This is a genomic window from Pseudoxanthomonas taiwanensis (assembly GCF_010093135.1).
GTDB lineage: Bacteria > Pseudomonadota > Gammaproteobacteria > Xanthomonadales > Xanthomonadaceae > Pseudoxanthomonas > Pseudoxanthomonas taiwanensis.
In genome coordinates, this window is the sequence record NZ_PDWK01000029.1 from 20,800 (window position 1) to 35,004 (window position 14,205).

13 protein-coding genes and 1 pseudogene are annotated in these 14,205 nt (G+C 74.4%); 7 read left to right on the forward strand and 7 right to left on the reverse strand.

What is annotated here, in order from left to right; all coding sequences use genetic code 11:
• The 6 genes from CR938_RS07500 to tkt all read left to right on the forward strand — a co-directional run bounded on the left by CR938_RS07500 (window position 1) and on the right by tkt (window position 8,339).
• Entirely contained in the window at window positions 1-456 is a 456-nt protein-coding gene (locus CR938_RS07500; protein WP_162124410.1) for a DUF4381 family protein, read from the forward strand.
• Window positions 453-1,463, forward strand: a complete 1,011-nt coding sequence (locus tag CR938_RS07505) for a vWA domain-containing protein (RefSeq protein WP_162124411.1) — start codon at window positions 453-455, stop codon at window positions 1,461-1,463. The genes CR938_RS07500 and CR938_RS07505 overlap by 4 nt, the downstream gene beginning before the upstream one ends.
• Window positions 1,460-3,178: a tetratricopeptide repeat protein gene (locus CR938_RS07510; RefSeq protein ID WP_162124412.1), complete on the forward strand. Its 1,719-nt coding sequence runs from the start codon at window positions 1,460-1,462 to the stop codon at window positions 3,176-3,178. The genes CR938_RS07505 and CR938_RS07510 overlap by 4 nt, the downstream gene beginning before the upstream one ends.
• Before the next feature lie 8 nt (window positions 3,179-3,186).
• The gene (locus CR938_RS07515; protein WP_162124413.1) at window positions 3,187-4,845 is read left to right on the forward strand and encodes a BatD family protein; all 1,659 of its coding nucleotides are present in this window, start codon (window positions 3,187-3,189) and stop codon (window positions 4,843-4,845) included.
• A gap of 56 nt (window positions 4,846-4,901) precedes the next feature.
• Window positions 4,902-6,194 carry a dicarboxylate/amino acid:cation symporter gene (locus CR938_RS07520; protein ID WP_343038573.1) on the forward strand — a complete coding sequence of 431 codons (1,293 nt, stop codon included), beginning with the start codon at window positions 4,902-4,904 and terminating at the stop codon, window positions 6,192-6,194.
• 144 nt (window positions 6,195-6,338) lie between these two features.
• Window positions 6,339-8,339 (forward strand): transketolase, encoded by a 2,001-nt coding sequence (tkt, locus tag CR938_RS07525; RefSeq protein WP_162124414.1) that lies wholly within the window; start codon window positions 6,339-6,341, stop codon window positions 8,337-8,339.
• Window positions 8,340-8,442: 103 nt separating this feature from the next.
• On the opposite strand, the gene CR938_RS07530 is transcribed toward tkt, so the two are convergent.
• The 6 genes from CR938_RS07530 to CR938_RS07555 form a co-directional block, all read right to left on the reverse strand.
• Window positions 8,443-8,760: a BolA family protein gene (locus CR938_RS07530; RefSeq protein WP_162124415.1), complete on the reverse strand. Its 318-nt coding sequence runs from the start codon at window positions 8,758-8,760 to the stop codon at window positions 8,443-8,445.
• A 76-nt stretch (window positions 8,761-8,836) separates the two neighbouring features.
• A complete protein-coding gene (locus CR938_RS07535) occupies window positions 8,837-9,451 on the reverse strand; it encodes a molybdenum ABC transporter ATP-binding protein (RefSeq protein WP_162124416.1) in 615 nt (204 codons plus the stop codon).
• Window positions 9,452-9,453: 2 nt separating this feature from the next.
• Complete coding sequence (modB, locus tag CR938_RS07540; RefSeq protein WP_162124417.1) at window positions 9,454-10,152, reverse strand: molybdate ABC transporter permease subunit; 699 nt, start codon at window positions 10,150-10,152, stop codon at window positions 9,454-9,456.
• Between the two features lie 13 nt (window positions 10,153-10,165).
• Window positions 10,166-10,963 (reverse strand): molybdate ABC transporter substrate-binding protein, encoded by a 798-nt coding sequence (gene modA, locus CR938_RS07545; RefSeq protein ID WP_162124418.1) that lies wholly within the window; start codon window positions 10,961-10,963, stop codon window positions 10,166-10,168.
• Between the two features lie 3 nt (window positions 10,964-10,966).
• Window positions 10,967-11,746, reverse strand: coding sequence for a S1/P1 nuclease (locus CR938_RS07550; protein WP_246191007.1), 780 nt, complete (start codon window positions 11,744-11,746; stop codon window positions 10,967-10,969).
• A gap of 164 nt (window positions 11,747-11,910) precedes the next feature.
• Complete coding sequence (locus CR938_RS07555) at window positions 11,911-12,531, reverse strand: OmpW/AlkL family protein (RefSeq protein ID WP_162124420.1); 621 nt, start codon at window positions 12,529-12,531, stop codon at window positions 11,911-11,913.
• A 190-nt stretch (window positions 12,532-12,721) separates the two neighbouring features.
• Between CR938_RS07555 and gap the strand changes: the two genes are divergently transcribed.
• Window positions 12,722-13,723 carry a type I glyceraldehyde-3-phosphate dehydrogenase gene (gap, locus tag CR938_RS07560; protein ID WP_162124421.1) on the forward strand — a complete coding sequence of 334 codons (1,002 nt, stop codon included), beginning with the start codon at window positions 12,722-12,724 and terminating at the stop codon, window positions 13,721-13,723.
• 380 nt (window positions 13,724-14,103) lie between these two features.
• Here gap and CR938_RS14955 read toward each other — a convergent pair.
• Window positions 14,104-14,196, reverse strand: a pseudogene (locus CR938_RS14955) (heme exporter protein CcmD); the annotation flags it as partial.
• Window positions 14,197-14,205 lie beyond the last annotated feature (9 nt).

Genomic DNA, 14,205 nt, shown 5'->3' on the forward strand with positions numbered 1-14,205 from the left:
ATGGATCCGGCGCGCCTGCCGCTGCGCGACGTGCACCTGCCGCCGCCACCGTCCTGGTGGCCGCCGGCGCCGGGCTGGTGGTGGCTGGGCGGCGCGCTGCTGCTCCTGCTGGCCGGGTGGCTGGCCTGGTACGCCTGGCGCTGGCGCCGCCGGCGCCGCTGGCTGCGCTGGTTCGAGCAGGCCTGCGCCGAGGGCGCGCCGCCGCAGCGGCTGGCGGCCATGTCCATGCTGCTGCGCCGCGCCGCGCGCCGGTGCCGGCCCGGCGCCGAGCTGCTGCAGGGCGAGGACTGGCTGCGTTTCCTCGACGGCGGCAAGGGCACGGCCTTCAGCCGGGGACCGGGCCGCCTGCTGCTGGACGGCGGCTACCGCCCGCGCATCGACGATGCGGTGGCGCTGGACGCGGTGCACGCGCTGGCGCGCGCCCGCTTCCTGGCGCTGATGGAGGGGCGGCGGTGAGCGTGCTGCACGCCTGGCTGGAGACCCTGTGGCCGGGGTTTGCCGGTTTCGCGTGGCCCTGGGCCTGGGCGCTGCTGCCGTTGCCGCTGCTGGTGCGCTGGCTGCTGCCGCCGCGCCAGCCGGCCAGCCCGGCCCTGCGCCTGCCGCACGGTGCGGCGCTGGTCCCGGTGCTGGCCGCGCGCGCCGCGCCGCGCCTGGGCTGGCTGCTGCCGGCGCTGGCCTGGCTGCTGCTGTGCGCCGCCGCGGCGCGGCCGCAGCAGCTGGGCGAGGCGCAGGCGCCGCCGCGCCAGGCGCGGCAGATGCTGCTGGCGGTGGACCTGTCCGGCAGCATGGCCGAGACCGACATGCGCCTGGGCCTGGACGTGGTCGACCGCCTGACCGCGGCCAAGGCGGGGATCGCCGACTTCCTCGACCGCCGCGCCGGCGACCGCGTCGGCCTGCTGGTGTTCGGGCAGCGCGCCTACATGCTGGCGCCGCTGACCCTGGACCGGGAGACGGTGCGCCAGCAGCTGCGCGACACCACGGCCGGTCTGGCCGGGCGCGAGACCGCGCTGGGCGACGCCATCGGCCTGGCGGTCAAGCGCCTGCGCGAGCAGCCGCCGGGGCAGCGCGTGCTGGTGCTGCTGACCGACGGGGTGAACACCGCCGGCGTGCTGGAGCCGCTGAAGGCCGCCGAGCTGGCGCGCGAGGAGGGCGTGCGCGTGCACACCATCGCCTTCGGCAGCGCCGGCGGCGGCTTCAGCCTGTTCGGCGTGCCGGTGCAGGGCGGCGGCGCGGAGATCGACGAGGACACCCTGGCCCGAGTCGCGGCCATGACCGGCGGGCGTTTCTTCCGCGCGCGCGATGCGCAGGAACTGGCCGGCATCTATGCCGAGCTGGACCGGTTGGAGCCGGTGGACGTGGCCGCCGCCCCGGCGCGGCCGCGCCTGGAACGCTATCCCTGGCCGCTGGCCGCGGCGCTGCTGCTGGCGCTGCTGGGCTGGCCGCTGCACAGGCGCGGCGCATGAGCACCTGGACCGAGCTGCTGCCGCATTTCCAGCGCCCGGCCTGGCTGTGGGCGCTGCTGGCGCTGCCGCTGCCCTGGTGGTGGTGGCACCGCCGCCGGCGCGCCGACTGGCGCACCCTGGTGGACGCGCACCTGCTGCCGCACCTGCTGGTGCCCGGTCGTGGCCGTGCCGCGCTGCGCCTGCTGGGCGTGGGCCTGGCCTGGACGCTGGCGGTGCTCGCCCTGGCCGGTCCGGGCTGGCGCCAGGAGCCGCGCCCACGCTGGGTGTCGCACGCGCCGCTGGTGGTGGCGCTGGACCTGGGCACGGCCATGCGCGCGCCCGACCTGCCGCCCACACGCCTGGCGCAGGCGCGCGCCAAGCTGGAGATGCTGCTGCGGCGCCGCCAGGGCGGCGAGATGGGGCTGGTGGTCTGGGCCGAGGATGCCTTCACCGTCGCTCCCCTGACCGCCGACGCCGCCAACCTGGCCCTGTTCCTGGACGCGCTGGAGCCGGAAGTGATGCCGGCGGACGGTCACCGGCCCGACCGCGCCATCGCCCACGCGGCACTGCTGCTGCGCCGCGCCGGCTTCGCGCACGGCGACATCCTGCTGCTGACCGACCGCGCCGACGCCGCCGCGCGCCAGGCCGCGGCGGCGGCCGCCGCGCAGGGGTACCGCGTGTCGGTGCTCGGCATGGGCACCGCGGAAGGCGGGGTGTACCGCGACCGCGCCGGCACGGTACACCAGGCCCGGCTGGAGGAAGCCCCGCTGCGCGCCTTGGCTGCGGCCGGCGCCGGCCGCTACGCACGCCTGGCCGCGGACGAGGCCGACCTGCGCGCGCTGGGCGTGCTGGTGCCGCCGGCCACGCAGGCGGCCGACCGCGAGGGCGAGGGCGAGAAGGTGTGGCTGGACCAGGGCTACTGGCTGCTGCTGCCGCTGCTGGCCCTGGCGGCACTGGGCTTCCGCCGCGGCGCCGGGGTGCTGGTCGTGTTGCCGCTGGCGCTGGCCGTGGCCACGCTGGTGCCGGCGCCGGCATGGGCCGCGCAGGCCGGCGGGCAGGGCGCCGGCAGCCTGTGGCGGCGCCCCGACCAGCAGGCGCAGCAGCAGCTGGAGCGGGGCGTGGAGGCATACCGCCGCGGCGACTACGCGGCCGCCGCCGAGGCCTTCGCCGCGGCCGGTGCGCGTGGCGCGCAGGCGCACTACAACCTCGGCAACGCGCTGGCGCGGCAGGGCCGCTACGACGAGGCCATCGCCGCCTATGACCGCGCCCTGGCGCTGGACCCGGGGCTGGAGGACGCCGCCTTCAACCGCCGCGTGGTCGAGGCGGCGCGGCGCCAGCCGCCGGGCGGGCAGGGNGGCGCCGGTTCCGGCTCGCGCCAGGACCGGCAGGCCCCGGGCCGCCAGGACGGGGGCGGCCTGCAGGCGCAGGACGGGCGGCAGGACGAGGCCGGCAGGCAGGCGCGGCCGCCGTCGGCGCCGCGGCCGGAGGCGTCGCCGGCGCAGGACGCGGCCCGCCAGGCCGAGGCCGACCGCGCCCAGCGCGGGCGCATGGAGCAGGCCCTGCGCCAGGCCGGCCAGGCGCCGCAGGAGGGCGCGCCGGCCGAGGCCGACCCGCAGGTGCGCGAGCGGCGCCAGGCGCACGAGGCCTGGCTGCGGCGCGGGCCCGACGATCCGGGCGGGCTGCTGCGCGCCAAGTTCCAGCTCGAACACGAACGCCGCCAGCGGGAGGGGCGGTGACCATGCACATGACCAGGTGGAATCCCGCCCGCCCGCGGACGCGGGCCCTGCTCGCCCTGCTGGCGTTGTGGCTGGGGGTGCCGGCCGCCTCCGCGGCCACCCGCGCCTGGCTGGACCGCAGCCGCGTGGCCCTGGGCGAGACGGTGACGCTCAACATCCAGACCGACCAGCCGGCCGCGCCGGACTACGGGCCGCTGCGCGCCGCCGGCTTCGAGGTGGGCCAGGCCTTCCGCCGCGACCTCGGCCGCGAGGTGCTGTTCGGGGTGCCGCTGACCCCGCGCCGCAGCGGACGGATGCAGGTGCCGCCGCTGCGCGTGGGGGCCGAGCGCACGCCGCTGCTGGCGCTGGAGGTGGCACCGGCCCGGGCGCAGGCGCCGCGCGGCGAGGTGTTCGTGGAAACCGCCGTGGACCACGACGCACCGTGGGTGCAGCAGAGCGTGGGCGTGGTGGTGCGCCTGCACTACGCCACGCCGATCCTGTCCGGCCAGCTCGGCCTGGAGGCGCCGGAGGGGGCCTCGCTGCAGCGGGTCGGCGACGACGTGCACAGCAGCCGCGAGCTGGGCGGGCGCGCCTACCGGGTGATCGAACGCCGCTACCTGCTGGTGCCCGAGCGCAGCGGCGAGCTGCGGCTGGGGCCGGCGCGCTTCCGCGGGCGCGGCACCGGCGGTTTCTTCGATGACTTCTTCGGCACCGACCGCAGCCTCGCCGCCGACGGCCCCGAGTTCCGCCTGCAGGTGCGCCCGCAGCCCGACGGCGCGCCGCAGCCCTGGCTGCCGCTGCACGAGCTGCGCCTGCGCTACCTGGCCGCGCCCTCGCAGGCGCGCGCCGGCGAGGCGGTGGAGATCGCGGCGGAAGCGGGGGCGCGCGGCGCCACCGCCTCGCTGTTCCCGGAGATCCCGGTGCCGCGCGTGGACGGGGCGCAGGTGTTCCCCGAGCGTGCCGAGCTCAGCGAGCGCTTCGTCGACGGCAGCCCGCAGCTGACCGTGGTGCGCCGCTACGCGGTGGTGCCGTTGCAGCCGGGCACGCTGCAGGTGCCGGGCGTGCGCATGGACTGGTGGGACGCACGCGCCGGGCAGGCGCGCACCGCGCGCCTGCCGGACCTGCGCCTGGAGGTGGCGCCGGGCACCCGGCCGCTGCCGGCGGCCGCGGCCGCCCCACGCCAGGACACGGCGCCGGTGCCGGAGACGGACGACGGGATGCTGGCGGTGGCCGGCACGCACGAGCCGGACGCGCCGCGCTGGCTGGTGGCGGTGGCCGTGCTGCTGCTGGCGCTGTGGCTGGCGACCCTGGCCTGGGCGCTGCGGCTGCGCCGCCGCCTGCGCGGGGCCGTGGCGGAGCCGCCGCTGCGGGCCGGGGGTGCCGGCGGCACGCGGGCGTCCCTGGCCAGGCTGCGCCATGCCTTGGACGCGGGCAGCTTCGACGAGGTGGTGGCGCTGCTGCGGGCCATGGCCACGCCGCCGGCCGCGGACCTGGACGGGCTGCTGGCGCGCCTGGCCGATCCCGTCCAGCGCCAGGCACTGGAGGGGATGCGGCGCGCGCTGTGGGCCGGACAGGGCGATGCCGGGCAGGCGCGCGCGGCACTGCGCGCGGCCTTCCGCGACGGCCCGCGCTGGACCGCCGCGCCGTCCGCGCAGGCCGAGCCGCTGCCGCCGCTGTACCCGCGCTGAGGCGCGGGAGCGGTTTGTTAAGCTGCCACGCCTGTTTCGTCTGACCGGGAGCACCCATGGAAACGAGCGGACGCCGTGGCCTGTCGATGCCGTGGAAGATGGGCCTCGGCTTCGGCCTGGGGCTGGCGCTGGGCCTGGTGGTGCACCTGACCGCCGGCGCCGACGCCGCCTGGGTCCAGGCGTTCACCCGCTACTTCACCACGCCGGCGTCGGGGCTGTTCCTCAACCTGATCTTCATGCTGATCGTGCCGCTGCTGTTCTCGGCGCTGGTGCTGGGCATCGCCGAGATGGGCGACATCCGCGCCCTCGGCCGGATCGGCTGGAAGACCCTGGCCTACACCGTGGTGCTGTCCGGTGTGGCGGTCGGCCTGGGCCTAGTGCTGGTGAACGTGCTGCGGCCCGGCACCGGCGTGGACCCGGCCCTGGCCCAGCAGCTGCTGGCGCAGAACGTGGAGCGCAGCCGCGAGATCGTGGCCAGCGTGGACAGCCAGCCGCGCGGGATGGACATGCTGCTGTCGATCGTGCCCAGCAACGTCGTGGCCGCCGCCTCGGACAACGGCCAGATCCTGGCGCTGATGTTCTTCGCGGTGATGTTCGGCATCGGCATGGTGCTGACCGACGACGACAGGGTGGCCACCCTCAAGCGCGGCATCGAGGGCGTGTTCGAGATCTCGATGACCCTGATCGGGCTGGTGATCCGCCTGGCGCCGTACGCGGTGTTCTGCTTCATGTTCAACCTGGCCGCGGTGTTCGGCTTCGACCTGCTGTTGCGGCTGGGCGCCTACGTGGGCGTGGTGGTGCTGGCCCTGGGCCTGCACATGTTCGTCTCCTACGCCATCGCCGTGCGCATGGCCGGGCGCCCGCCGCTGGCCTTCTTCCGCGACATCCAGGAGGCGGCGGTGATGGCCTTCTCCACCGCCTCCAGCAACGCCACCCTGCCCACCGCGCTGCGGGTGGCCGACCGCATGGGGCTGCCGCCCAGGGTCTCGCGCTTCGTGCTGACCGTGGGCGCCACCGCCAACCAGAACGGCACGGCGCTGTTCGAGGGCGTGACGGTGATCTTCCTGGCGCAGTTCTTCGGTGTGGACCTCAGCCTGGGCCAGCAGCTGGTGGTGATGGCGGTGTGCATCCTCGGCGGCATCGGCACCGCCGGCGTGCCCTCCGGCTCGCTGCCGGTGGTGGCCCTGATCTGCGCCATGGTCGGGGTGGACCCGATCGGCATCGGCCTGATCCTGGGCGTGAACCACTTCCTGGACATGTGCCGCACCACCCTCAACGTCAGCGGCGATCTGACCCTGGCCACCCTGGTGGCCGCCGGCGAGCCGGACGACGGGGCGCCACCGGCCTGAACCACCGCCACGGTGGCGCGCGCAACGGTTTCACGGCCAACCGGTGCCGGCGCGTGCGCGCCGGGGCCGGGACAGGAGGGGACAAGGAATGGGACAATGGGGTGCCCGCACCGAGGCGGGCGCCGACCACGCATTCGCACCCTCATGACGAAGCCAACCCGCCGCCAGCTGGCCAACGCCATCCGTTTCCTCGCCGCCGATGCGGTCGAAGCCGCCAAGTCCGGCCATCCGGGCATGCCCATGGGCATGGCCGACATCGCCGAGGTGCTGTGGAACGACTACCTGCGACACAACCCGTCCAACCCGGACTGGTTCAACCGCGACCGTTTTGTGCTGTCCAACGGCCACGGCTCGATGCTGCAGTACGCGCTGCTGCACCTGAGCGGCTACGACCTGCCGATCGAGGAGCTCAAGCGCTTCCGCCAGCTGCACAGCAGGACCGCCGGCCACCCCGAGCGCCACGAGACCCCGGGTGTGGAGACCACCACCGGCCCGCTCGGACAGGGCTTCGCCAACGCCGTCGGCTTCGCCCTGGCCGAGAAGCTGCTGGCCCAGCGCTACAACCGTCCCGAGTTCGAGATCATCGACCACCGCACCTGGGTGTTCATGGGCGACGGCTGCATGATGGAGGGCATCTCCCACGAGGCCGCCTCGCTGGCCGGCACCTGGGGCCTGGGCAAGCTGACCGCGTTCTGGGACGACAACGGCATCTCCATCGACGGCGAGGTGCACGACTGGTTCACCGACGACACCGCGGCGCGTTTCGAGGCCTACGGCTGGCACGTGGTGCGCGGCGTGGACGGCCATGATCCGGAGGCGATCAAGGCCGCGATCGAGCAGGCCATCGCGGTGGAGGACAAGCCCAGCCTGATCTGCTGCAAGACCACCATCGGCTTCGGTGCGCCGAACAAGGCCGGCAAGGAGGAGTCGCACGGTGCGCCGCTGGGCAAGGACGAGATCGAGGCCACGCGCAAGGCGCTGGACTGGCCGTACGCGCCGTTCGAGATCCCGCAGGAGATCTACGACGGCTGGCGCGCCAACGGCGCCGGCACCCTGCACGAGGCCGAGTGGAACCGCCTGTTCGAGCGCTACGCCGCGCAGTACCCGGAGCTGGCCGCCGAGCTGGCCCGGCGCATCCGCGGCGAGCTGCCGGAGGGCTTCGTCGAGGCGGCCGACGCCTTCATCGCCCGGGTCCAGGCCGAGGGCCCGGCGATCGCCTCGCGCAAGGCCTCGCAGAACGCCATCGCCGCCTTCGCCCCGCTGCTGCCGGAGCTGATCGGAGGTTCGGCCGACCTGGCCCCGTCCAACCTCACCCAGTGGAAGGCCAGCAAGCCGGTCACCGCGGCCGATCCGGACGCCAACTACGTGCACTACGGCGTGCGCGAGTTCGGCATGAGCGCCATCGCCAACGGCCTGGCCCTGCACGGCGGCTTCCTGCCGTTCGACGCCACCTTTCTGGTGTTCAGCGACTACGCGCGCAACGCCCTGCGCATGAGCGCGCTGATCCCGGCACACGTGATCCACGTGTTCACCCACGATTCCATCGGCCTGGGCGAGGACGGCCCCACCCACCAGCCGGTCGAGCACCTGGCCTCGCTGCGCCACATCCCCAACAACGACGTCTGGCGCCCGTGCGACGCGGTCGAGTCGGCGGTGGCCTGGAAGGCCGCGATCCTGCGCCAGGACGGCCCCAGCTGTCTGGTGTTCAGCCGCCAGAACCTGCCGCACCAGGCGCGCACCGCCGAGCAGGTGAAGCTGATCGAGCGCGGCGGCTACGTGCTGGCCGACGCCGAGGGCGGCCAGCCCGACGTGATCCTGATCGCCACCGGCTCGGAGGTCGCGCTGGCGATGGCGGCCAAGGCGCAGCTGGACGCCGGGGGCATCCGCACCCGCGTGGTGTCCATGCCCTCCACCGACGTGTTCGACCGCCAGGACGCGGCCTACCGCGAGTCGGTGCTGCCCGACGCTGTGCGCAAGCGCGTGGCGGTGGAGGCGGGCGTGACCGACTACTGGCGCAAGTACGTGGGCCTGGATGGCGCGGTGGTGGGCCTGGACCGCTTCGGCGCCTCCGCCCCGGCCGGCGAGCTGTTCAAGCACTTCAACATCACCGCCGAGGCGGTGGTGGCCGCCGCCAGGGCGCTGTGACGGCGCGGGCGCGCCGGGTGCCGGCGCGCCTTCCCGCGAACGGAAAGGGACGCCCCGGGGCGTCCCTTTTCCTCTGCTTTCCTCTGCGCCAGGGGCGGCGCCCTCAGTGCGCCCTGCCCAGATCGTGCAGGCCGCCGCCGCGGCAGCGCGGCGAATCGGGCACCTGCGCGCTGGCAGCCCATTCCTCCGGGGTGTAGGTGTGCAGGCCCAGGGCGTGGATCTGCCGCATGAGGTCGCCCATGGCCGCGTACACCGCCTGGTGGCGCTGGATCGGGCGCTTGCCGGCGAAGGCCTGGCTGACGATCACCGCCTTGTAGTGGGTCTCCTGGCCGCGGTGGTGCATGTGGCTTTCGTCCACCACCTCCAGGTGCTGGGGCTGCAGGGCGGCGAGGGCCTGGCGGATCTGGTCGGCACGGGTCATGGCGGTGCGGGAACGGCGGGGAGGCTTCCAACATGGCGCCTTGCCGCGCCGGGTTCAAGGCCGGCAATCCGGCCGTTCAGTCCAGCACGTGGATCACGTCGGCCAGGCGCCGTACCTCGTCCGGGTGGTGGCTGACGTAGAGCATGGGCAGGCGCACCTCGTCGCGCACGCGTTGCAGCCACGGGATCAGCTCGTCGCGGCGGGCCGGATCCAGCGCCGACAGCGGCTCGTCGAACAGCAGGATCGAGGGCTGCGACAGCAGCGCCCGGCCGATGGCCACGCGCTGCGCCTCGCCGCCGGACAGGTGGCGGGTGCGCCGGTCCAGCAGGTGGCCGATGCCCAGCAGTTCCACCACCGCGTCGAAGCCGAAGCGCGCCTGCACGCCGCCGTGGCGGCCGTAGAGCAGGTTACGGCGCACGTCCAGGTGCGGGAACAGGCGCGCGTCCTGGAACACGTAGCCGACCCGGCGGCGGTGGGTGGGCACGTCGATGCCGGCGGCGCTGTCGTACAGCACCCGGCCGTCGATCTCGATGCGCCCGGACTCCGGCCGCACCAGCCCGGCGATGGCGTGCAGCACGCTGGTCTTGCCGGCGCCGGAGGGGCCGGCCAGGGCCACCACCCGCGCCTGCTCGACGATGCGCACGTGGCGGCGGAAACCGCCGCGGCGCAGGTGCAGGTCCAGGTGCAGCATGCTCAGTCCTCTCCGTCGCCGCGCTGGCGCCGCACCAGCCACTCGGAGGCCAGCAGCGCGCCCAGCGAGATCGCCAGCGCCACCGCGGCCAGGCGCCAGATGCCCTGTTCGCCGCCGGGCACCTGCAGCAGGCCGTAGATCGCCGAGGACAGGGTCTGGGTCTGGCCGGGGATGGCGGCGACGAAGGTGATGGTGGCGCCGAACTCGCCCAGCGCCTTGGCGAAGGCCAGCGCCACGCCGGCCACCAGGCCCGGCCAGGACAGCGGCAGGGTCACGGTCAGGAACACCCGCCACGGCGCCGCGCCCAGGGTGGCGGCGGCCTGCTCCAGGCGGTGGTCCACATGCTCCAGCGACAGCCGGATGGCACGCACCATCAGCGGAAAGCCCATCACCGCGCAGGCCAGCGCCGCGCCGGTCCAGCGGAAGGCCAGGACCACGCCGAGGTGCGCCTCCAGCCAGCGGCCGAGCGGGCCCTGGCTGCCGAACAGCACCAGCAGGGCGTAGCCCATCACCACCGGCGGCAGGACCAGCGGCAGGTGCACCACCGCATCCAGCAGCGCCTTGCCCGGGAAGCGCCGCCGCGCCAGCAGCCAGGCCACGGCCACGCCCGCCGGCAGGCTGGCCAGCGAGGCCACCGTGGCCACCTTCAGGCTCAGGGCGATGGCGGTGGCTTCCTCCGGGGTGAACCAGTGCCAGGCCACGGTGCCCTCCGTCTCAGTCGCGCGGCAGCAGGCCGTGGCGGGCGAACACCGCCCGCGCCTGCGGGCCGGACAGCCAGCCCACGAACGCCCGCGCCGCCGGCGGCGCGCCGCGCAGGGCCGCGGCCGGGTAGACGATCGGCGGGTGGCTGTCTCCGGGGAAGGTGGCCACCACCTGCACGCGCGGCTCGGCCTGCGCGTCGGAGGCGTAGACCACGCCCAGCGGCGCCTCGCCGCGGGCCACCAGCATCAGCGCCGCGCGCACGCTCTCGGCCTCGGCCAGGCGTGGCGCCACCGCGTCCCACTGGCCCAGCGCCTGCAGCGCCGCGCGCGCGTAGCGGCCGGCCGGCACGGTGGTGGTCTGCCCCACGGCCAGCCGGCCCTGTCCGCCCAGCGCGGCGGCCAGCGAGCCGGGCCGGGCCAGGTCCACCGCGACCGCGCGACCGCGCGGGGCCACCAGCACCAGGCGGTTGCCCAGCAGGTCGCGGCGGTCGGCCGCGTCCACCCGGCCGCGCCGCTGCAGGTGGTCCATCCAGTCCTGGTCGGCGGAGATGAACACCTGCGCCGGCGCGCCCTGTTCGATCTGCCGGGCCAGCGCGGAACTGGCGCCGTAGGAGACGCGCACGGTCATGCCGGTGGCCTGGCGGTAGGCGGCCGCGGCCTCGTCCAGCGATTCCTTCAGGCTGGCGGCGGCGAACACGGTGCGCGTCCCCGCTGCGGCCGCCGGCGCCGCGGCCAGGCCGGCCAGGGCCGCCAGCAGCGGCCAGCGGCGCAGCCCCGCGCCCAGCCGGTGCAGCAGCGCCCGGCCGCCCATGGCTCAGCCGTCTCCCAGCGCGGCGTTGAGCACCTCGGCCAGGCGCGCGCCGGCCAGGCGCAGCTGCGCCTCCAGCAGGGGCAGGTGGGCCTGGATGTAATCCTCGCCGACCACGTGCCCGTCCGGATAGGCGCCCGGGGCGGTGGCGATGCGGCAGGAATGCTCGGCCCAGGCCCCCGCCGTCTCCGGCGGCAGCGGCGCGGCGGCCGCGACTGCCGCGGCGGCCGCGACCGCCGCGGCTGCCGGGGCCGGCCGCTGGCGCAGGCGCTCCAGCCAGGCCTCCTCGTCCAGGCCGAGGGTGTCGAGCATGCCGCTGTCCCACAACGCGTGCAGGTTGGTGCCCCGTCCGTGCAGGTTCACCTGGAAGCGGTTGCCGCCGCGGTCGTGGCCGTTGCTGGCGTGCATCGGCTGGTGGACGTCGCCGACCAGGTGCACCACGAACTTCAGCGCCTGCCGGCGCTCCTCGCGGGGGCGGTCGCGGTCGGCCAGGATCCGGGCCTGCGCCTCGAGCGCGGCGACCACGCAGTCGCCGTCGGCGCAGTGGCGGGCGGCGTCGTAGCGGCAGCCGTCCTCGCCCATGTTGACGAAGTGCCAGCGCGCGGTGCGCCGGCCCAGCCCGTCGTCGGCACCGCGCAGTTCGTCGGCCCAGCTGGCGACGCCGGCCAGGGTGGGCCGGGGCTCGCCTTCCAGCAGCAGCGCGGCGGTGGCGCGCGCTTCCGGGGTCAGGCCGTCCTCGGCCAGGCGGGCGACGAGGCGGTGGCCGAGCGCGCTCCAGGCCTGCACGGGCAGTGCGAAGGCCAGGGCGGCAAGGCCGGAAAGAAGGGCCGGGAGCCGCGCGTGGCGGCCCCGGGCGGGGTGTCTGGAAACGGAAGCGGCGTGGGACATGCCGGAAACTTTACCCGACAGTCCCACGCCGCTGCCTTCCCCCAAACGGTTATGAGCTCAGGTCAGAACTGCATGACGTAGGACACGCCGTACACCAGCGGGTCGATGTTGGCGGTGCCGAGCTTGGCGCCGTCCACCTTGACCTCGGTGTCGATATCGGCCCAGCGCACGTCCACGCGCAGCGAGCCCTTCCCGGCGACCTTGAAGTCCAGGCCGGCGTGCACGGCCAGGCCGAAGGAATCGTCCAGCTTCAGCCTGGAGCCGGCCAGCGGGCCGGTGGTGTCCTCGCTGAAGAAGGTGGGGTAGTTCAGGCCCACGCCCAGCAGCGGCGACACCTTGCCGGCGCTGTTGAAGTGGTACTGCAGGGTGACGGTCGGCGGCAGGTGCTTGGTCTGGCCCACCTTGCCCACGCCCTTGACCGCGATCTCGTGCTTGAACGGCAGCGCGCCCAGCACCTCGATGCCGAGATTGTCCTTGACGAAGTACTCGAAGGTGATGCTCGGCTTGGCGTCGCTGTCGATCGTCAGCGGCAGGGTGCCGTTGGCCAGCTTGCCGTTGTCGGACTTCGGGTCGACCTGGTGCACGCCCACGCCCAGGGTCCAGTCGCCGGCGGACTGGGCCATCGCCGGGGCGGCCACGGCGGCCAGGGAGACGGCAAGCAGCGGAAGAAGCTTCTGTTTCATTGGCAACACTCTTCGTGTGTCCGGGAGGGTGTGCGCAGTGTCCGCCTCCCGGAGACGGTCCGCCTTGATTCCAGTCAAGGCGGCACGGGTCCGGCCGGGGGCGGGTGGTAGAATGGCGCCCGTTTTCCGTTCCACCCCTTTCATCCACCACGGGCCGCGCGACGTGGCGGCCGTCAGGAGTCATCAAGCAATGGCGATCAAGGTTGGCATCAACGGATTCGGCCGCATCGGCCGCAACGTGCTGCGCGCGGCGGTGCAGAACTTCGAGGACATCGAGATCGTGGGCATCAACGACCTGCTCGAGCCCGAGTACCTGGCCTACATGCTGCGGTACGACTCCGTGCATGGCCGGTTCAAGGGCGAGGTGCAGGTCGAGGGCAACACCCTGGTCGTCAACGGCAGGAAGATCCGCCTGACCGCCGAGCGCGACCCGGCCAACCTGAGGTGGGACGAGGTCGGTGCCGAGGTGGTGATCGAGTCCACCGGCCTGTTCCTGGACAAGGACAGCGCGGGCAAGCACCTGGCCGCCGGCGCGAAGAAGGTGATCATGTCGGCCCCGTCCAAGGACGACACCCCGATGTTCGTCTTCGGCGTCAACCACGACACCTATGCCGGCGAGGCGATCATCTCCAACGCCAGCTGCACCACCAACTGCCTGGCGCCGCTGGCCAAGGTGATCCACGACAAGTGGGGCATCAAGCGCGGCCTGATGACCACCGTGCACGCCGCCACCGCCACCCAGAAGACCGTCGACGGCCCGTCCAACAAGGACTGGCGCGGCGGCCGTGGCATCCTCGAGAACATCATCCCGTCCTCCACCGGCGCGGCCAAGGCGGTGGGCAAGGTGATTCCGTCGCTGAACAAGAAGCTGACCGGCATGAGCTTCCGCGTGCCGACCTCCGACGTGTCGGTGGTGGACCTGACCTGCGAGCTGGAGAAGCCGGCCACCTACGAGGAGATCTGCGCGGAGATCAGGGCGCAGAGCGAAGGCGCGCTGAAGGGCATCCTCGGTTACACCGAGGACAAGGTCGTGGCGACCGATTTCCGTGGCGACGCGCGCACCTCGATCTTCGACGCCGACGCCGGCATCCAGCTGGATCCGACCTTCGTCAAGCTGGTGGCCTGGTACGACAACGAGTGGGGCTATTCCAACAAGTGCCTGGAGATGGCCCGCGTGGTCGCCGGCCGCTGAGCGCGCGCCAGCACCGGATGCACGAAGAAGGGGCGCCCACGGGCGCCCCTTTTTCTCCTGCGGCTTGCAAAGCCGGCGCGCATCCCTGACGCTGCCACCGCGCCGTGCGCCCGCCGGCGGCGTCGGCCTTTCGCCTGGGGAGGAAGGGGATGCGGGTCTGGTTGCTGCTGCTGTTGCTGGCCGCCGTGCCGGTGGCGCTGGTCGTGGCGCTGGTGGGCGTGCATTCGCTGCGGCGCCGGGTGGCGGCGCTGGAGCAGGCGCTGGAACGGCTCCAGGCCGGGATGCCGCAGGCGCAGGCCGCGGCGCGCGGGCCGGAGGCACCGCCGGCCGCCGAACCGCGTCCCATGCAGGCCGCAGCCGCGCCCGCGGCGCGCGCGGTCCCGCCGCCGCTGCCGCCCCGGCGCCAGGAAGTCCCACAGCAGCACCCCCGCGAACACCGCGTAGGCGCCGATCACGTAAGGCAGGTAGGTCATGCACTTTCC

Excerpts from the sequence above, each read along its gene's own strand:
- CR938_RS07535 (WP_162124416.1), bottom strand. The coding sequence starts at position 9,451 with ATGCTGCACCTGGACCTGCACCTGCGCCGCGGCGGTTTCCGCCGCCAC.
- gap (WP_162124421.1), top strand. The coding sequence starts at position 12,722 with ATGGCGATCAAGGTTGGCATCAACGGATTCGGCCGCATCGGCCGCAAC.
- modA (WP_162124418.1), bottom strand. The coding sequence starts at position 10,963 with ATGGGCGGCCGGGCGCTGCTGCACCGGCTGGGCGCGGGGCTGCGCCGC.
- CR938_RS07515 (WP_162124413.1), top strand. The coding sequence starts at position 3,187 with ATGACCAGGTGGAATCCCGCCCGCCCGCGGACGCGGGCCCTGCTCGCC.
- CR938_RS07500 (WP_162124410.1), top strand. The coding sequence starts at position 1 with ATGGATCCGGCGCGCCTGCCGCTGCGCGACGTGCACCTGCCGCCGCCA.
- CR938_RS07520 (WP_343038573.1), top strand. The coding sequence starts at position 4,902 with ATGGAAACGAGCGGACGCCGTGGCCTGTCGATGCCGTGGAAGATGGGC.
- tkt (WP_162124414.1), top strand. The coding sequence starts at position 6,339 with ATGACGAAGCCAACCCGCCGCCAGCTGGCCAACGCCATCCGTTTCCTC.
- CR938_RS07555 (WP_162124420.1), bottom strand. The coding sequence starts at position 12,531 with ATGAAACAGAAGCTTCTTCCGCTGCTTGCCGTCTCCCTGGCCGCCGTG.
- CR938_RS07530 (WP_162124415.1), bottom strand. The coding sequence starts at position 8,760 with ATGACCCGTGCCGACCAGATCCGCCAGGCCCTCGCCGCCCTGCAGCCC.